At 52.8% G+C, this 18,267-nt stretch carries 19 protein-coding genes; 8 read left to right on the top strand and 11 right to left on the bottom strand.

Annotated elements, in window-relative coordinates; genetic code table 11:
* Positions 1 to 18 precede the first annotated feature (18 nt).
* A complete protein-coding gene (locus BM323_RS21385) occupies positions 19 to 1,143 on the bottom strand; it encodes a glycosyltransferase (protein ID WP_052026021.1) in 1,125 nt (374 codons plus the stop codon).
* 319 nt (positions 1,144 to 1,462) lie between these two features.
* Between BM323_RS21385 and BM323_RS21380 the strand changes: the two genes are divergently transcribed.
* The gene (locus BM323_RS21380; RefSeq protein WP_008109721.1) at positions 1,463 to 2,431 is read left to right on the top strand and encodes a polysaccharide deacetylase family protein; all 969 of its coding nucleotides are present in this window, start codon (positions 1,463 to 1,465) and stop codon (positions 2,429 to 2,431) included.
* 15 nt (positions 2,432 to 2,446) lie between these two features.
* On the opposite strand, the gene rfaC is transcribed toward BM323_RS21380, so the two are convergent.
* From rfaC to rfaD, 3 genes are read right to left on the bottom strand one after another with little or no spacing between them, the layout of a single operon-like run.
* A complete protein-coding gene (gene rfaC / locus BM323_RS21375) occupies positions 2,447 to 3,415 on the bottom strand; it encodes a lipopolysaccharide heptosyltransferase RfaC (RefSeq protein WP_008109720.1) in 969 nt (322 codons plus the stop codon).
* Between the two features lie 2 nt (positions 3,416 to 3,417).
* Positions 3,418 to 4,461 carry an ADP-heptose--LPS heptosyltransferase RfaF gene (gene rfaF / locus BM323_RS21370; RefSeq protein WP_008109719.1) on the bottom strand — a complete coding sequence of 348 codons (1,044 nt, stop codon included), beginning with the start codon at positions 4,459 to 4,461 and terminating at the stop codon, positions 3,418 to 3,420.
* A gap of 17 nt (positions 4,462 to 4,478) precedes the next feature.
* Positions 4,479 to 5,411: an ADP-glyceromanno-heptose 6-epimerase gene (gene rfaD / locus BM323_RS21365; RefSeq protein WP_008109718.1), complete on the bottom strand. Its 933-nt coding sequence runs from the start codon at positions 5,409 to 5,411 to the stop codon at positions 4,479 to 4,481.
* 231 nt (positions 5,412 to 5,642) lie between these two features.
* On the opposite strand from rfaD, the gene BM323_RS21360 reads away from it, so the two are divergent.
* Together BM323_RS21360 and tdh are read left to right on the top strand one after the other, a co-directional pair.
* Complete coding sequence (locus tag BM323_RS21360) at positions 5,643 to 6,851, top strand: glycine C-acetyltransferase (RefSeq protein WP_008109717.1); 1,209 nt, start codon at positions 5,643 to 5,645, stop codon at positions 6,849 to 6,851.
* Positions 6,848 to 7,876 (top strand): L-threonine 3-dehydrogenase, encoded by a 1,029-nt coding sequence (tdh, locus tag BM323_RS21355; RefSeq protein WP_008109716.1) that lies wholly within the window; start codon positions 6,848 to 6,850, stop codon positions 7,874 to 7,876. The genes BM323_RS21360 and tdh overlap by 4 nt, the downstream gene beginning before the upstream one ends.
* Positions 7,877 to 7,905: 29 nt before the next feature.
* Here tdh and BM323_RS21350 read toward each other — a convergent pair whose 3' ends face one another.
* From BM323_RS21350 to envC, 4 genes are read right to left on the bottom strand one after another with little or no spacing between them, the layout of a single operon-like run.
* Positions 7,906 to 8,817, bottom strand: coding sequence for a glycosyltransferase family protein (locus BM323_RS21350; protein WP_008109715.1), 912 nt, complete (start codon positions 8,815 to 8,817; stop codon positions 7,906 to 7,908).
* Entirely contained in the window at positions 8,810 to 10,030 is a 1,221-nt protein-coding gene (locus BM323_RS21345) for a glycosyltransferase (RefSeq protein WP_008109714.1), read from the bottom strand. The genes BM323_RS21350 and BM323_RS21345 overlap by 8 nt, the downstream gene beginning before the upstream one ends.
* 20 nt (positions 10,031 to 10,050) lie before the next feature.
* Positions 10,051 to 10,947, bottom strand: a complete 897-nt coding sequence (locus BM323_RS21340; RefSeq protein WP_008109713.1) for a divergent polysaccharide deacetylase family protein — start codon at positions 10,945 to 10,947, stop codon at positions 10,051 to 10,053.
* A 3-nt stretch (positions 10,948 to 10,950) separates the two neighbouring features.
* Positions 10,951 to 12,252 carry a murein hydrolase activator EnvC gene (gene envC, locus BM323_RS21335; protein ID WP_008109711.1) on the bottom strand — a complete coding sequence of 434 codons (1,302 nt, stop codon included), beginning with the start codon at positions 12,250 to 12,252 and terminating at the stop codon, positions 10,951 to 10,953.
* A 249-nt stretch (positions 12,253 to 12,501) separates the two neighbouring features.
* Here envC and BM323_RS21330 point away from each other — a divergent pair, with 249 nt between their 5' ends.
* The 5 genes from BM323_RS21330 to cysE all read left to right on the top strand — a co-directional run bounded on the left by BM323_RS21330 (position 12,502) and on the right by cysE (position 15,615).
* Entirely contained in the window at positions 12,502 to 12,933 is a 432-nt protein-coding gene (locus BM323_RS21330) for a rhodanese-like domain-containing protein (protein WP_008109709.1), read from the top strand.
* A gap of 18 nt (positions 12,934 to 12,951) precedes the next feature.
* Entirely contained in the window at positions 12,952 to 13,206 is a 255-nt protein-coding gene (grxC, locus tag BM323_RS21325) for a glutaredoxin 3 (protein WP_007885328.1), read from the top strand.
* A 40-nt stretch (positions 13,207 to 13,246) separates the two neighbouring features.
* Entirely contained in the window at positions 13,247 to 13,711 is a 465-nt protein-coding gene (gene secB, locus BM323_RS21320) for a protein-export chaperone SecB (RefSeq protein ID WP_007885330.1), read from the top strand.
* Positions 13,711 to 14,730, top strand: a complete 1,020-nt coding sequence (gene gpsA, locus BM323_RS21315) for an NAD(P)H-dependent glycerol-3-phosphate dehydrogenase (RefSeq protein WP_008109707.1) — start codon at positions 13,711 to 13,713, stop codon at positions 14,728 to 14,730. The genes secB and gpsA overlap by 1 nt, the downstream gene beginning before the upstream one ends.
* 69 nt (positions 14,731 to 14,799) lie before the next feature.
* Positions 14,800 to 15,615, top strand: a complete 816-nt coding sequence (gene cysE / locus BM323_RS21310) for a serine O-acetyltransferase (protein WP_008109705.1) — start codon at positions 14,800 to 14,802, stop codon at positions 15,613 to 15,615.
* Here cysE and trmL read toward each other — a convergent pair.
* From trmL to cpxR, 3 genes are read right to left on the bottom strand one after another with little or no spacing between them, the layout of a single operon-like run.
* Complete coding sequence (gene trmL, locus BM323_RS21305) at positions 15,612 to 16,085, bottom strand: tRNA (uridine(34)/cytosine(34)/5-carboxymethylaminomethyluridine(34)-2'-O)-methyltransferase TrmL (RefSeq protein ID WP_008109703.1); 474 nt, start codon at positions 16,083 to 16,085, stop codon at positions 15,612 to 15,614. The genes cysE and trmL overlap by 4 nt on opposite strands.
* Positions 16,086 to 16,120: 35 nt before the next feature.
* Positions 16,121 to 17,497, bottom strand: coding sequence for an envelope stress sensor histidine kinase CpxA (cpxA, locus tag BM323_RS21300; protein WP_008109701.1), 1,377 nt, complete (start codon positions 17,495 to 17,497; stop codon positions 16,121 to 16,123).
* Positions 17,494 to 18,192: an envelope stress response regulator transcription factor CpxR gene (cpxR, locus tag BM323_RS21295; protein ID WP_007885339.1), complete on the bottom strand. Its 699-nt coding sequence runs from the start codon at positions 18,190 to 18,192 to the stop codon at positions 17,494 to 17,496. Before cpxR ends, cpxA begins: the two co-directional genes overlap by 4 nt.
* Positions 18,193 to 18,267: the final 75 nt, after the last annotated feature.

Below are 18,267 nucleotides of genomic sequence, written 5' to 3'. Positions count from 1 at the left end.
CACCGACATGGGGACCTATTAACCTGAAACGTGCTGAGTGCCTGAAAATAGAGGTTCTTCCACTTCTGCCAGTTGCAAATACTGCTGACAAATAACGTTGAGACTATAAATGCTTAAGTCCAGATGTTGCAACTCAGGTGGATTAACATAGATTTCATGCATTTTTTGCGCCAGTGACTCAACATTCAACTCTGCAAGTCCACGCGCCAGATCGCCGCGCATAATTGAAGATGGCGCGCCGGGGCAGCGTGTACTGACCACCGAGGTGCCACAGCTTAAGGCTTCGACCAGCACATTGCCAAATCCTTCGCTGTCTGAACTGACCACTAACAGGCGAGCATGGCGAATCCACGGGTAAGGATTTTTATGAAAACCTTCAAAGCGCACGCGCTCCGCGATGCCTAAATCAGTGGCTTGCTGGCGTAATCTTTCCGTGATTTTTTCGCTTCCCTGACCTAATAACACTAGCGGAGCCGTGATGCCACTTTGAGCATAGGCGGCCAGCAAGCGATCGTGACGCTTGGTTTCATGAAAACGGCCAACATGAAGCACAAAATTACTCCCTGCTAACGGACAAGGTTCTGCTGCCAGGCGGGAAATAAGATCGAAATCAAACGGGTTAAAGATCACCTGCGCTTTGGCAGGCTTCACGCCGATATTTTGGATAACATCATCAATCACATATTGTGAGACGCCAATAAGCTGCTTGCCGTGGTAAGTATCACGAATTTTCAGCCGCTTAAGCCATAAAGAGAAACCTGATTTGCGAGCAAGATAGGAAGCTGAAAACACGCCGTGCAAACAATACCAGGTTTTACTCGCATCCAGAGTACGCGCATGGCGGACAATGCGATCGGTTTTGTGCAGATTAGACAAAACCAAATCGAATTTTCCGTGCAGCGCTTCGCTTTGAAGCACGGCTTCATCTAGCAAATGTGCACGACGATGGGTTTCAGTCAGCTTGCGCCACGGACGTGAACTTTTATCAATCACGGTCTGATAATCCACACCCGCAGGAATAGGGTATTCACATACTTTGCGTAAGGAGAAAAGCGACACCCGATGTCCCTGACTGATAAAACCTTCAGCCAGTGTCAGGACGACTTTTTCGGCACCGCCGCCCGGCAGGCCATCAATCACCATCAGAATGCGCTTCGACAAATTCTTTTGCTCCTAATCGCCAGCCTGTTTTGTATGACAATGCAGCTATCATCCCCTGATAAAACAGAGCTGAATATAAGATAAATCAATTTATTAGGTATGTTTGGCTTCAGACATTACGCATTGATCTTAAGATGAACATTCTGCGTATTCGTGCCGTTGTGTAGTCTAATTTACTCTAGTTTAACCACACTTATACTGCTAACAACATCTGCGCGAACACGGCAGATGAAATGTTTGCCCTCATTCATTGGCTTGCGTACCATAACGACGAGGAATTGCTCATTTTATCGGATAAGTTATGGATAAGCCTGCGTTTTTAATCACTCTCGATACTGAAGGCGATAACCTGTGGCGCAATCGCAGCGGCAAGGTTACCACGCGAAATGTTCAGTTTCTGCCGCGTTTTCAGTCTCTGTGTGAGAAATACAATTTTAAACCCACCTGGCTAACCAATTACGAAATGGCGAGCGATCCTGCCTATGTTGAATTTGGTCGCGATCTGCTGGCGCGCGGGCAAGGTGAAATCGGTATGCATCTTCATGCATGGTATAGCCCGCCGGAATACGCGTTGACCGATGATGACTGGCGTTATCAGCCCTATTTGATTGAATTTCCGGAAAATATTTTGCGCGACAAGGTCGCATACATGACCGATTTGCTGGAAAGCGCTTTTCAGCAGAAGATGACCAGTCATCGTGCCGGACGCTGGGCTTTTGATGAAGTTTACGCCCGAGCATTGATCGACAACGGTTATTTGGTAGATTGCTCCGTCACACCGCGCGTGGATTGGCGTAATTCATCTGGCGCGCCGCAAGGCAAAGGCGGCACCGATTACAGCCTTTTCCCCGATCATGCTTATTACCTTGATATTAACGACATCTCCCGCGCGGGTGACAGCCCGTTGTTAGAGTTGCCGATGAGCATTCAATATCGCTATGGCGCTTTCACTAATCAGCTGAAAAAAGTGTGGAATGACGTGCGCGGCAAGAAACGTGGTCCCTCTGTTAATTGGCTACGTCCGGTTGGGGGCAATGTGGAGCAGATGAAGCAGGTGGCTGAGCAAACACTTAGCCAGGGAAATGATTATGTCGAGTTCATGCTGCATTCATCAGAATTCATGCCAGATGGCAGCCCCACATTTAAAAATGAAGCTGACATTGAGCGCCTTTATGATGATTTAGAGCAGCTTTTCAGTTGGCTACAATCACGTACTCAAGGTATGACGCTGACGGAATATGCGCTGCGGAAGAGAAACAGCGCTATCTAGCGAAGCGGTATAAATTTATACCGCAATTTCTTTCATCATCGTTGCAACATCTGTGGCTTGAATATCCGCCATGCTGTGTCCTTGAGCAGGACGCAGCACATACTGATTCTTACCATAACCGCCAATCAGCCCCGGATCGGTTGGACCGTAAAGTGTGATATTCGGACGGTCCAGCGCTGCAGTAAGATGACTCAAACCGGTATCCACCGACACCACCGCGCGCGCGCCGGCTAACTGCTGCGCTACCTGCTCCAGCGTTAGCTTTGGCAGCACCTCAACATGGTCAAAGCCTTCCGCCAAACGTTGTGCGCGTTGATGTTCATGCTCAGCGCCCCACGGCAACTTCACGCGCAAACCTGTTGGCTGCACTAACTCAATCAGCTCACGCCAGTGTGATTCGGGCCAGTGTTTGTTATCACGCGTGGTGGCGTGCAGAAACACCAGATAAGGCTGAGCATCATCAGTCTGCGTTGACTGGAAATGGCCAGCAATCGCGTAGTCGCCCTGCGATGCAGGCTTTTCATAGCCGAGGCTTTTGGCAAACAGCTCGCGCGTACGTTCCACCGCATGCTGCTGCTTGTTGATTTCATGGCGTTTGTCATACCACCAGCTGGCGAAAGGTTCGCGTGCGCTGCGGCTGTCTTGTCCGTGCTTCTCGCCTTTTGCCAGGCGCGTAACCAGCGCGGCGCTTTTGATTAGGCCTTGCGCATCCAGCACCACATCATACTGACGTGATTGCAGCTCACGCTTAAATTGCACACGCTCTTCACGCTGCTGACTGCCGAACCAATGCTTGCGCCAGCGGCGAATCGCCACTGGCAGCACTTTATCGACCGCCGGATGCCAGGCTGGGATTTGAGCGAAGTTCTCTTCAACTACCCAATCAAACCTGATGCCAGGAATCGCCTGCATCGCATCTGTCAGCGCCGGTAAGGTGTGCAGCACGTCTCCCATTGAGGAAGTTTTAACAATCAAAACGTGCATCTTTACTCCTGCACCGGATGCAACAGCGCGCTCAGTTCCTGATGAACGCGCGCTGGCTGAATATCAATCAGGCTCTGGTGATAACCTTGCTCGGCATCGCCTTTGCGGACTTTGTGATAGCCGCTGATCAAACGAATAATGCGCGCTTGCTGGGACAATGGCGGCGTGAAGTCCGGGCTACTTGGGCCATACAGCGCCACCAACGGACGATTCAATGCTGCGGCGATATGCATCAGGCCGGAATCGTTACTGACAACCGCCGCGCAGTTCGCCAACAGAATCACCGCTTGCTCGAGTTGCGTATCGCCGGCCAGATTCTTGCAGTGCGCACGCGCAGCTTCTGACAGCGTCTGCACAATGGTGTCGCCGGTTTCGCGGTCTTTCGCTGAACCGAACAGCACCACCTGATAACCTTCGCCAATCAGCTGTTCTGCCAGCGCGGCATAATGGTAATGCGGCCAGCGCTTCGCCGGGCCAAACTCTGCGCCAGGACAAAACCCAATAACTGGACGATCGGCCGACAGCGCAAACTGCGCCGCCGTCATTTGCTTTTCATCGTCATCAACGCGCAATTGCGGCCACAGCAATGGCTGCGGCAGCTGCTGTGCGGAAGCGACTGGCTTGTCGTAGCCAAGCGCCACATAGCGCTCAACCATCAACGGAAAGGCCGCTTTATCCAGCGTGCGCACATCATTCAACACGCCATAGCGCATTTCGCCGCGCCAGCCGGTGCGACGTTTGATCCCGGCGAAAAACGGCACCAGTGCAGATTTGAAGGAGTTCGGCAGCACATAGGCGCGGTCATAGCCGCTGGCCTGCAGGGTTTTCGCCAAACGACGACGTTCGCCCAGCGCTAATGCGCCGTGGCCGAGCGGCATCGCCAGCGCCTGATTCACTTCCGGCATACGCGACAGCAATGGGCGGCACCAGGCCGGCGCCATCACGTCGATCACCGCTTCAGGATGCTCAGCCTTGAGCGTGCGATAGAGACTTTGCGACATCATCATATCGCCGACCCATGATGGGCCAATAACCAGAATTTTCATCGCTGCTGCCGATTTCCTTATGCGTTACGGTTCAGCCAGGCCATGTATTCGCCCACGCCTTGCGCGACGGTTTTAAACGGCTTGTCGTAACCCGCTGCACGCAAATTGGTGAGGTCAGCTTGGGTAAACGCCTGATAGCGGCCTTTCAGCTTGTCTGGGAACGGAATGTATTCAATCTGGCCTTTCTGATGGAAGTTCAGCACCGCATCCGCCACTTCCTGGAAAGATTCAGCGCGCCCGGTACCGCAGTTATAGATACCGGAAACACCGTTTTCCCAGCACCACAGATTTACCGCCACCACGTCATCAACGTGGATGAAGTCGCGGCGGAAATCGTCGCTGCCTTCGAACAGTTTTGGATTTTCACCGTTGCTGATCTGCGTGTTGAGGTGGAACGCGACGCTTGCCATGCCGCCTTTGTGGCCTTCGCGCGGACCGTACACGTTGAAGTAACGGAAGCCGCACACCGGCGATTCGGCTTCAGGCAGAATCTGGCGCACATAGTGATCGAACAGCATTTTCGAATAGCCGTATACGTTCAGCGGCTGCTCGTACTGGCGCTCTTCGATGAAGTTCTCGTTGCGGCCGCCATAAGTGGCAGCGGAAGAGGCGTAAAGGAACGGGATTTCACGCTCAAGGCAGAAGTGCAGCAGATCTTTCGAGTACTGATAGTTGTTATCCATCATGTATTTGCCGTCCCACTCGGTGGTCGCGGAACACGCACCTTCGTGGAAAACGGCTTCAATGGGGCCGAGATCTTCGCCAGACATGATGTAGCTGAGGAATTCCTCTTTATCCATGTAATCGGCGATGTCGAGATCCGCCAGATTCACGAACTTGGTGCCATCCTTCAGATTATCCACCACTAAAATGTCGGTCAGACCGCGGTCGTTCAGCGCCTTAACAATGTTGCTGCCAATCATGCCAGCGCCACCGGTTACGATAATCATATGCTTTGCCTTTAAAGAGTTGGGGGGAAACAGGAGGTTTCACCCACGAATGCCTATCATCATAACATTTCAGCCCGACGCAGGCAGCCAGATGACTCCGTAAGCGCTGCACAAATCCTGTCCGCAGCGTGAACTATGCTGCAAAACCGAGATATTGATGGCTGAAATGTCGTTGGTTCGCTTTTCGATCAGTAATATGTGCCAAATATTTGCTATCTGAGGAGCATAATCATGTCCAATCAGTTTTATTCGCAAATCCGTCAACAGCTTGAGACAACACGCCAGGACGGATTGTTCAAACAAGAACGCACCATTACGTCGGCGCAGCAGGCAGAAATCAACGTTGCCAACAGCCCGCCCGTTATCAACTTTTGCGCCAATAACTATTTGGGTTTAGCTAATCATCCGGCATTGATCCAGGCGGCGAAAGACGGCATGGATTCGCACGGTTTTGGCATGGCCTCGGTGCGCTTTATCTGCGGCACCCAGGACATCCACCAGCAGCTGGAACACAAGCTGGCTGAGTTCCTTGGCATGGAAGACGCGATTCTGTTCTCATCCTGCTTTGATGCCAACGGCGGCCTGTTTGAAACGCTGCTCAGCGCTGAAGACGCGATTATTTCCGACGCCCTCAATCACGCCTCGATCATTGATGGCGTGCGCCTGTGTAAAGCGCAGCGCTATCGTTACGCCAACAACGACATGAGCGAGCTGCGGGCGCGTTTACAGGAAGCACGCGACAAAGGCGCGCGCCACATCCTGATTGCTACTGATGGCGTGTTCTCGATGGATGGCGTGATCGCCAACTTGCAGGGCATTTGCGATCTGGCAGATGAGTTCGATGCGCTGGTGATGGTCGATGATTCCCATGCAGTCGGCTTTGTCGGTTCTGCCGGACGCGGTACGCACGAATATTGTGGCGTAATGGATCGCGTCGACATTCTGACCGGCACGCTGGGCAAAGCGCTGGGTGGCGCATCGGGTGGCTACGTGGCAGCGAAGAAAGAGGTGGTTGAGTGGCTGCGTCAGCGTTCACGTCCGTATCTGTTCTCCAACTCGCTGGCACCGACGATTGTTACTGCCTCGCTGCGTGTGCTGGAGCTGCTGAGTGAAGGCGACGGTTTACGTCAGCGCCTGTGGGAAAACGCCCGCTTTTTCCGCGAGAAAATGACTGCCGCAGGCTTCACGCTGGCCGGCGCCGATCACGCCATCATCCCGGTAATGCTGGGCGATGCCAAAGTGGCGCAGCAGTTTGCCAGCCTGTTGCAGCAGGAAGGCATCTATGTCACCGGCTTCTTCTATCCGGTGGTACCACAAGGTCAAGCGCGTATCCGCACGCAGATCTCTGCCGGACATACGCAGGCGCAGCTGGAACACGCCGTGGCCGCCTTTACCCACATTGGTCAACAGCTGGGCGTTATTTCAGGAGCCGGGAAATGAAAGCACTCGCCAAATTAAAAGCCGAAGAAGGTATTTGGATGGTTAAGGACGCGCCGATCCCCGAGCCCGGCCATAACGACCTGCTGATTAAGATTCGTAAAACTGCTATCTGCGGCACCGACGTGCACATCTACAACTGGGATGACTGGTCGCGCAAAACCATTCCAGTGCCGATGATCACCGGCCATGAATATGTGGGTGAAGTGGTGGGAATGGGTCAGGAAGTTAAGGGCTTTGCCGTTGGCGATCGCGTTTCCGGTGAAGGCCATATCACCTGCGGCCATTGCCGCAACTGCCGCGCCGGACGCACGCATCTGTGCCGCAATACGGTAGGCGTTGGCGTCAATCGTCAGGGCTGTTTCGCTGAATATCTAGTGATTCCGGCATTTAACGCCTTCAAAATTCCCGACAACATTTCTGACGAGCTGGCGGCGATTTTTGATCCCTTCGGCAATGCGGTGCACACCGCGCTGTCGTTCGATTTGGTGGGCGAAGATGTGCTGATCTCCGGTGCCGGGCCGATTGGCATTATGGCGGCGGCGGTGTGTAAGCACGTCGGTGCGCGCCATGTGGTGATCACCGACATCAACGACTATCGCCTCGAACTGGCGCGCAAAATGGGTGTAACGCGCGCCGTGAACGTGGCGCAGGAAAATCTGCGTGACGTGATGAATGAGCTCGGCATGACCGAAGGCTTTGATGTGGGTCTGGAGATGTCCGGTGCGCCACCGGCGTTCCGCACCTTGCTGGAGGTGATGAACCACGGCGGCCGTATCGCGCTGCTGGGTATTCCGCCGGGCGAGATGTCAATCGACTGGAATCAGGTGATCTTTAAAGGCCTGTTCATCAAAGGCATCTATGGCCGCGAGATGTTCGAAACCTGGTACAAAATGGCGGCGCTGATTCAGTCCGGCCTCGATCTCACGCCGATCATCACCCATCGCTATCACATTGATGAGTTCCAGCAGGGCTTTGATGAGATGCGCTCGGGAAGATCCGGCAAAGTGGTGTTGAGCTGGGATTAACTATTCTCCGGCCTGATGGCCGGAGAATTTCAGGACTGCTGTTTTTCCGCATCCGTCAGATAACGTACTTTGCGCGTATAATCCTGGCCTCTAAAAGTGAGTGGCTGAGTGGGATCATGTAAATACTTTTGCCATTCACTCAATGGAAAACCACCGTGCGCGCCAATGACCTGCGATGGAATAACTGCTGGTTGTCCGCCAATTCGCTTAGAAACAGGCCAGTTGACCCAATCACCTAAGTTAATTGTTTTAATATCCAGCAGATCTAATAATGCTGCGAGTGGTAATTGGTCTGTTGGTGGCTGATTATCGCTCATCAGCTCCCATGTGTCCTGAAAAAGTGCGGACCATAAGGGACAAAGGCGTTTCCACGTTGATCGCGTTGCTACAAGATATGCGCTATTAACGTGATCCTCAAAGACTGGACGCACCGCATTTTTATAATAAGCAGGAATGAGTTCCTTAGGTATTTCAGCCATTTTGGCAATCATCTTTCCCTGTCGGAAGCTGCTATAAAGAGAGTGTTCTTGTATTTTAGCTTCTGGGTCTTGTAGCAAATTTAAATCAGAATCAATCATTAAGATTCCATCGCCCTTAGCCTGCAATGGCGCCTGAATTTTAATTAGGCGGCTGCGATAAATTTGCTTATAACGATAGCTCTCCTCCCGCAAAGGTACATCAAGAGTTGCTACCCGCACTTTCTGCGGTAGCGCAGGAAAAAGCGAGGCAGATTGATCGCTGACTATAACAATTTCTTCAAGATTTTTTGCAAAGCGACTTGCGAACTCAGCGCTTAAAACGGCTTCTTCAATGTAATCTGATCCGGTACAGGGAATAACCACTGAGCTGATTGCAATCTTACCTTTTTCCGCTTCTTGCTTATAAGGAATATTATGCCGAGAGCGCACATATCGGTGATTTTTATTAAATAATTCAAACATGAGATCTCCTTTCAATACTCTTTTCCAATATCATTTCAACCCCCGCGACATAGTTTTCAATCGCGTAGCATTCGCGCACGCGTGATTCCGCAGTATTAATCAGGCGCTGGCGCAAGCTTGCGTCTTGCCATAAAGCGGCAAGATGAACGCTTAATTGGTTAACATCGCCGTATTCAAAAATTAATCCAGTCTCATTGTGGTTAATTAACTCTGAGGTGCCCACGACATTCGAACCAATAACGGCCGTTTTCACCAGCATGGCTTCCAGCACTACGCGCGGTAAGCCTTCACTGCGCGAGGCGAGAATAAAGGCATCAAACGCTGCGAGGTAATCCAGCGGGTTGTTTTGAAAACCGGTAAAAACAACATTCGTTTCAATGTTTTCTTTACGTGCCAGCTGAACCAGATTTTCATGTTCCGGCCCGGAACCCACCACCACCATTTTCCATTTAGCTTCAGGATGCATGCGTTTAAATTGGCCTAGCGCCTGGAAAATATGATGATTCGCTTTACGTGTAATAAGGGATCCGATCGAGCCAAAAATAAAAGTATCAGGCGAATAAGCAAAGCGCTCGCGCACTTCCTCGCGATGCGGTAACACCTGATGAATATCAATCGCGTTTGACACGGTGAAGCAACGTTGCGCATCAACTCCGCTCTGGCGCAGAGTAAGGTTTACGCCATGCGAAACTGCGATAACGGCATCAACACGTTCATTAACCATCTCGACCAGCGCAGAGTTCATTTGCGGCTCAATGCGGCAGTGTTGAATCAGCGCAACCGGCATACCCTGCACAGCGTGATAGCCTTCAACATTGGTGCTGGGCTGATTATTCATATACAGCGCGTCATATTGCCCAGTCTGCAAAATTGATGAAATTTGTTGGGCGTTTGGCAACACACGCCATTTTTCATCAACCTGGTCAATCATCTGCTTCTTCAGCGAACGGTTAAAAATGAATAGCGTGCGTAACAGCTCTTTAGTGATTTTCGCCCATTTCGGCTGACGACGCTGGGCGATAAAAACCACCGGAATGCCAATCGAATTGAGAATTGACTCAATGGTTTCACTGTTGCCGCGAGAATAGTTGTTATAGAAGCAGCAGGTAATATCAAATTTCTGTCGATCAATGCGCTTGAGCAACTCGAGCATACTGTTGGTACCGCCGCCCCATTCGCGGCCGGTATCCAACAGCAGAATTTTTCTTCTCATTGAATTTCCTTTTCCCGATCTCAGAAGAGCTGCTTTATTGACTGAACCAATGGGCTTTGCACAATGCTGTCACTGATCAACTCAACGGCGTGGCTTTGCGGCACCGGCGACAACGGCTTGTTCGGCTTACACACGCCTGGCGCGCGGAAACGCGGAGGCTGCGTTTTGGATGGTGGCGGAGCCGTGCCCTGATGTAGCGGCTCATTCAGTAACTGGCTTGGCCGCACTAACGTGATATCGGCTGGTAGTGTCGGCAGCATCTGCTGCAGGACACGCACCGTCGTAGGATGCGGATGACCAATCGCGATGGCATAACCATCGCGCTGCGCCAGTTTCACTGCGCGGGTAAACTGCGTGCGGATTGAAGCCTCATCCTGGCTATCGTCAAGGAATACGCGACGCTTCAGTACTTTAACGTTAGTGCCTTGCGCGGCCGGGATAGACTGACTGTTGCCAATCGTCATGCTATCGAGAAAGTAGTAGTTGTAATGATTGAGCACCTGCATCACTTTCTGCATATCGGGCAAGCTGGACGTCATTTTGCTGCCCATATGGTTATTCAGCCCGACGGCGTAAGGCACTTTGCCAGTGGCTTCACGAATAATCCGCTCGATTTCCGTGCTGCTCATCTCTGGCGTCAGCGTGTCTTTCTCCAGCGGCTGTTTGCTCAGCGGCGCCATCGGCAGGTGAATCAGAACTTCGCGACCGCCCTGATGCGCTTTGGTAGCCATCTCCCGTGCATGTGGCGCATTCGGCAGGACCGCAACGGAAATCGCGGTAGGCATTTGCAGCACTTTATTCTCTTCTTTTGGCCGATAACCGAAGTCGTCGATCACGATGGAGAGTTTTCCCGCATGGGCGGAAAGTGAGAGAAACAGGCCGCACAGGGCGGCCGAGAGCTTAGAGGGTTGAAACAAAACTTATCTTCCTAACCACGGTAGTGGATTGACGGCCTGTCCCTGGCGTCGGATTTCAAAGTAGAGCGAAGGCGTGCCGCGGCCGCCGCTGGTGCCCACAAGGGCGATAGGCTGTCCTGCCTTCACCTGAGCACCCACGCTCACCAGTGCGCTTTGGTTGTAACCATAGAGGCTCATATCACCTTTACCGTGTTCCAGAACCACAACCAGACCATAGCCTTGCAGCCAGTCGGCCATCAGTACGCGTCCATCTGCGATGGCTTTCACTTCGGTGCCTTCTGGCGCATCAACCACCAGACCTTTCCAGCGCAATTCGCCCTGCATCGATTCACCGAAGCGATGTTCAATGCGTCCACGTACCGGCCAAACCGCTTGCCCGCCGGGCTTGCCTAATCCTCCGGTACGCGCCATCAGCTCACGCTCACTCTGCGTTGGCTGATAGTTTGATCCTTTGGCTTTCGCCTGTGCCTGACGTTGACGCACTTTTTCCGCCTCGCGCGCTTCACGTTCGGCACGTTCACGCGCTTCACGCTCAGCCTTGGCGATTTTGCTCTGCAGTCGGCTTTCGTTCTCACGCATCTCAACCAGGTCAGCCTGATCTTTCTCCAGCGAGCTTTCCAGTACGGTGAGCGTTTTCTTACGCGCCGCGCTAGCTACTTCCAGCTTGCTTTGCTGCGTCTGCTGCTGAGCTAACAACGATTTTTGCTGATCCTGTTTACCCCGCAATGATTGGCGCTGTTCCGCTAATTGCTGTTGGGTTTGCTTGAGATCGTCGATGTTTTTCTGGCGAGCGGCATTGAGATAGCCGAAATAGGCAAGAATACGCTCACTGCGCTGGGCTTCTTCGCCACCAAGCAGCAACTGTAGACCATTGTGCTGTCCCTGACGAAAGGCGGCATCAAGCTGTTGTGCCAGCAATTTTTCCTGCTGCGCTTGCTGCTTTTCTAACCGAGAAATAGTGGAGGTGACCTGCGCGATTTCACCCTCGAGCGTGCTGAGGCTGTTACGCGTTTCGCGTAGCTGACGGCTGGCCTGCGCAATCACTTTTTCCTGACTTTGCAGTTGATCCAATAGTTTACTGCGCTGCACTTTCTGTGCTTTAACGCTTTTCTCTTTCTCGGCGATATCCTGCTGAATGGACTTCAATTGCGTTTTACTGTCATCCGCACTGCGAGCGGCAGCAGGAAGTAATAATGTGCCCGCCAGAAGCAGACTCAGGGAGATTTCGGACCAGCGAAATGACAACGGAATCGCAGTGCCGTTGTGACGGGTCCTTGTGTGTGTAACGGTCGCTTTTCCCTTCATAGTCGATAATTATTCCACGATGAACAGCCGCTTACCAGTTAGCCCGGCCGGGTTTTACTTTGCTAAAAATGTCCGTACCGAGCTTACCGGCATAAACTTTGTCTTAATTTTGGGATTAGAACACTTTTTTTGGAAAATGACGCACAAATCGTAACTCTGTTCCCTTAGCGACTGTACATGCGAAGTGGCGCAGGTATACTCAGAACCCTTGTTTTAGCTTATCAGCCCGGTTTGGAGTCGTTACCCCTCATGCAAGAAATTATGCAGTTTGCAAGCAATCACCCCATCCTCAGTCTGGCATGGGTCGCTTTACTCGTTCTCGTGATTGTGACCACCGTTAAAGGTATGTTCTCTAAAGTAAAAACCATCAGTCGTGGTGAAGCAACCCACCTGATTAACAAAGAGGACGCGGTGGTGGTAGACGTTCGTTCACGTGACGATTACCGCAAAGGACACATTTCTGGGGCTATCAACGTAGCGGCAGCAGACATCAAAAAAGAGAGCTTTGGCGAGCTGGAAAAGCACAAGTCACAGCACATAATTGTAGTTTGCGCGACCGGTCAAAGTGCGGGCGAATCTGCGGCGAAATTGAGCGCAGCGGGCTTCGAGAAAGTCTCCGTACTGAAAGATGGCGTGAGCGGCTGGAGTGGTGAAAATCTGCCACTGGTGCGCGGCAAATAACTTCTTTGAGGTAACCGTATGGCGAATGTAGAGATCTACACCAAAGTCACTTGTCCTTATTGCCACCGTGCAAAGGCGTTGTTGGATCAGAAAGGCGTGTCGTTCCAGGAGATTCCCATTGACGGGAACGCGGCGAAACGTGAAGAGATGATTCAACGCAGCGGCCGTACGACGGTGCCACAGATTTTTATTGATGCGCAGCACATTGGCGGCTGTGACGATCTTTACGCGCTGGATGGGCGTCAGGGACTTGATCCTTTACTCCAGGCATAACTTTTCGGTCAGACAATTTTAACTCACAGGATTTAGACACATGTCAGAGCAAAGCAACAGCGAAATGCAGTTCCAGATTCAACGTGTTTACACCAAAGATGTTTCTTACGAAGCGCCAAACGCACCGCAGGTTTTCCAGAAAGAGTGGGAACCGGAAGTGAAGCTGGACCTGGACACCGCCTCTTCTCAGCTGGCTGATGGCGTTTTTGAAGTCGTTCTGCGTGTTACCGTAACCGCAACCGTTGGCGAAGAAACCGCATTCCTGTGCGAAGTCCAGCAGGCGGGTATTTTCACCATCAGCGGTATCGAAGGTACGCAGATGGCACATTGCCTCGGCGCGTACTGCCCGAACATTCTGTTCCCGTATGCACGCGAATGCGTAACCAGCCTTGTGTCTCGTGGTACTTTCCCGCAGCTCAACCTGGCGCCAGTTAACTTTGATGCGCTGTTCATGAACTATCTGCAGCAGCAAGGTGAAGGCGAAGCGCCACATCAGGATGCCTGATGACTACACTCAACGCTTCAATTAGCGTCATCGGTGCCGGCTCGTACGGCACCGCATTGGCCATCACGCTGGCCCGTAATGGCCATCCGGTCCTGCTCTGGGGCCACAATCCTCAAAGCGTGGCGCAGTTGCAAGCTGACCGCTGCAATGCTGCTTTCCTGCCCGATGTCCCTTTCCCTGATAATCTCGTTCCTGAAGCCGATCTGGCTACCGTGGTTAACGCCAGTCGCGATTTGCTGATTGTGGTGCCGAGCCATGTATTTGGCGACGTGCTGACGCAGCTTAAGCCGCATCTGCGTGCCGATTCACGGATTGTCTGGGCGACCAAAGGACTGGAAAAAGAGACCGGCCGTTTGCTGCAGGATGTGGCGCGTGAAATCCTCGGCGATGCAATTCCGTTAGCGGTGATTTCCGGACCAACCTTTGCCAAAGAGCTGGCTGCTGGCATGCCAACGGCTATCGCACTGGCATCGACCGATGCGGAATTCGCTGAAGACCTGCAGCAGAAGTTGCATTGCGGCAAAAGTTTCCGCGTCTACAACAATCAAGATTTCATTGGCGTGCAGTTAGGCGGCGCGGTGAAGAACGTGATTGCGATTGGTGCGGGGATTTCTGACGGCATTGGCTTTGGTGCCAACGCACGTACCGCCTTAATCACCCGTGGACTGACAGAAATGAGCCGTCTTGGCGCAGCGCTGGGCGCCGATGCCACCACCTTTATGGGCATGGCCGGTTTAGGCGATTTGGTGCTGACCTGTACCGATAATCAGTCGCGCAACCGTCGTTTCGGCATGATGCTGGGGCAAGGCGAGAGCGTAGACGATGCGCAACGCATTATCGGACAAGTTGTAGAAGGCTACAGAAACACCAAAGAAGTCAAAGCATTGGCCGCACGAGTTGGCGTAGAAATGCCAATTACCGAGCAGATTTATCAGGTGCTCTATTGCGGAAAATCAGCGCGAGAGGCAGCATTGACTTTACTTGGCCGTGCAAGGAAGGACGAAAACAGCCAAAGCTGAAGCAGGATGCGCCAGCGTCACCACCTGTAGCGCCCCATCAGGCGCTTTTTTTATCGGGAGCAAACAGCAATGTCGTCTGAAGAGTTAGAACTGGTCTGGAACCATATCAAAGCCGAAGCCAGAGCACTGGCCGACTGTGAACCGATGCTGGCCAGCTTTTACCATGCGACATTGCTTAAACACGAAAACCTCGGCAGTGCGCTCAGCTATATGCTCGCCAACAAGCTGGCGAACCCGATCATGCCAGCTATTGCCATCCGCGAAATCGTGGAAGAAGCCTACCGTGAAGACCCAGAGATGATTGTCTCCGCGGCCTACGATATTCAGGCTGTGCGCCAGCGTGACCCCGCCGTTGATAAATATTCCACGCCGCTGCTTTACCTCAAAGGCTTCCACGCCCTGCAGGCTTATCGCATTGGCAACTGGTTATGGAGAGAAGGTCGCCGCGCACTGGCGGTTTATCTGCAGAACGAAATTTCTGTCTCGTTTGCCGTGGACATTCACCCGGCGGCACGCATCGGTCGCGGCATCATGCTTGACCACGCCACCGGCATTGTTATCGGCGAAACGGCAATCATCGAGAATGATGTTTCGATCCTGCAATCGGTGACGCTCGGCGGTACCGGTAAAACCAGCGGCGATCGCCATCCGAAGATCCGTGAGGGTGTGATGATTGGCGCGGGCGCCAAGATTCTGGGCAACATAGAAGTGGGACGCGGTGCGAAAATCGGTGCCGGTTCCGTTGTCCTGCAGCCCGTACCGCCGCATACCACGGCGGCCGGCGTGCCAGCGCGCATTGTCGGTAAACCGACCAGCGACAAACCGTCGATGGATATGGATCAGCATTTCAACGGCGCGGGCTTTGAGTACGGCGACGGCATCTAGCCTTTGATCAGTGCGCCAGCATAATCGAGCTGGCGCCACGCTTCATACACCACCACAGAAACCGCATTAGACAGATTCATGCTGCGGCTTTCCGCCATCATCGGAATACGGATTTTCTGCTCAGCGGGTAGCGCGTTGAGGATATCTGCGGGTAAACCACGACTCTCCGGACCAAACACCAAATAATCACCCTTTTGATAACTCACTGCGCTGTGTGCAGGCGTTCCTTTGGTGGTGAGCGCGAACATGCGCTGAGGCGCTTCCGTCGCCAGAAATGCCGCGTAATTGGCGTGTTTTTTCAAGGCGGTATATTCGTGGTAATCCAGCCCGGCGCGGCGCAGGCGCTTATCATCCCAGGCAAAGCCCAGCGGTTCAATCAGGTGTAACTGGAAACCGGTATTTGCGCACAAGCGAATGATGTTGCCGGTATTTGGCGGGATTTCAGGTTCAAATAAGACAATGTTTAGCATAAGGCCCCCAGAAACGAGGGCCGAAGCATAACAAATTATTGACGGGCGGAGTACAGCGGCAGCCACAGCGTAAGGCGTAAACCCCCGAGCGGGCTGTCATCGGCTTTGACCCAGCCGCGATGCTGCTGGATGGCCGTTTCGACGATCGCCAAGCCCAATCCGGTGCCGCCTGATTCACGATCGCGCGCCTCATCGGTGCGGTAGAACGGACGGAAAATCTGCTCGCGATCTTCTGGGCTGACGCCCGGACCATCATCATCGACGTGGATGGTAATGCCTTCGATATCCACCGAGAAGCTGACGCTGATATGCGAATTCGAATAGCGCAGCGCATTACGCACGATATTCTCCAGCGCACTCTCCAGCGCATGTGGATTACCGTACAGCGGCCACGGACCAGGCGGATAAGGCACTTCCATCAGTTTGCCCATCTGCTCGGCTTCAAATTTGGCATCTTCCAGCACGCCGTTCCACAGCTGGTTGGCCTTCATTGCCTCGCTAACCAGCGCGTTATTGTGCTGAGTGCGCGACAGCACCAGCAGATCGTTAATCATGCCATCAAGACGCTGCGCTTCCGTTTCGATGCGTTGCAGCTCTTTGCCCTCACCATTACGGCGACGCAGTAACGCGGTAGCCAGCTGCAAGCGAGTCAACGGCGTACGCAGTTCATGGCTGATATCAGATAGCAAACGCTGTTGCGCCGTCATCATGCGTTCGAGTGCGCTCACCATTTGGTTGAAACTCGAACCCGCCGCCAGAAACTCTTGCGGCCCCGATTCCAGTTCCGGATGCTGACGCAAATTACCGCTTGCCACTTCATCCGCCGCATATTTAAGTTTGCGGGCGGGACGCGCCAGGCTCCACGCCAGCCACAGCAGCAGTGGCGAGCTGATCAGCATAGTGACAATCAGCAGCAGTAGCGGGCGGTCAAACAGCAGATTGACGAAATCCAGCTGTGAACTGGTGGCAGGACGAATCAGGTAGAGCTGATAGTTGTCTTCGCCATCGCGTACCGCGAAAGGCCCAACCATTTCAACGCGACCATACTTTTTCTTTTGTGGGTGGTCGGCGTTATCCGACTGCCCAATAAAGTTGCGGATGATCTGCATTTCATTGTGCTGCGCGCCAATCACCCGGCCTTCGCTGGTCACCAATAACAAGCGCTGACCGGGCGGCGCCCATTTGTCGATGGAGCGGAACAGGCGACGCCACCACATTAAGTCGTTTGGCGGATCCTGTGATAGCTCCGCTTCAACGTGCTGTTCAATCATGGTGCCCTGACGCTGCTCGCTTTCCAATAACGCGGTCATCTGGCGCGAATCGAGTTTGGGCACCATTAAAACCAGCATCAACACCAACGCTAGCGTGAGCCAGAAGATGGCGAAGATGCGGGTGGTTAAACTTCCAATCATGATGCCGAAACCATCAGATAGCCGCGTCCGCGCAGGGTTTTAAACCACGGATGACCATCACGACGTTCCGGCAATTTACGACGCAGATTAGAAATGTGCATATCAATAGCGCGGTCAAACGGCGTCAGTCGTTTGCCTAAAACTTCCTGACTAAGGTGCTCACGCGATACCACCTGACCCAGATGCTGTGCCAGCAAATAGAGCAGGGTGAATTCGGTGCCGGTGAGATCCAACGTTTCGCTATCAAAGCTGGCTTCCTGACGACCCGGATTGAGGCGCAGGCAGTCGACTTCTAGCGTCGGTGAGCTGTTATCGTGCTGCTGTTGCTGCTCGCTCCAGTTTGAACGGCGCAAAATGGCACGGATACGCGCCACCAGTTCGCGATCGTTAAACGGTTTAGGCAGATAGTCATCTGCGCCCAGTTCAAGGCCCAGAACGCGGTCCAGTTCGCTGCCACGTGCAGTCAGCATAATGACCGGAGTTTGGTGCTGTTGGCGTAGTTCTTTCAACGTGTCGATACCGTTCTTCTTCGGCATCATTACATCAAGCAATAACAAGTCCACGGTGTTGTCTAGCAGGTTAAGCGCCTGCTCACCATCGCTTGCCACAATGACTTCAAAACCTTCCATCTCAAGCAGTTCTTTAAGCAGCGAAGTTAATTCGCGGTCGTCATCAACCAACAGGATTTTATTCATTTTTTATTGCCCTCCGCAGGCAAAATACCGTGTTCCTTGACTTGCAATCCAACGCTTTACGTAGTTTTACACCCC

Source organism: Pantoea sp. YR525 (assembly GCF_900116775.1).
Lineage (GTDB): Bacteria > Pseudomonadota > Gammaproteobacteria > Enterobacterales > Enterobacteriaceae > Pantoea > Pantoea symbiotica.
The sequence above is the reverse complement of the archived record's forward strand: the minus strand, read 5'-3'. Positions and strand labels throughout refer to the sequence as shown.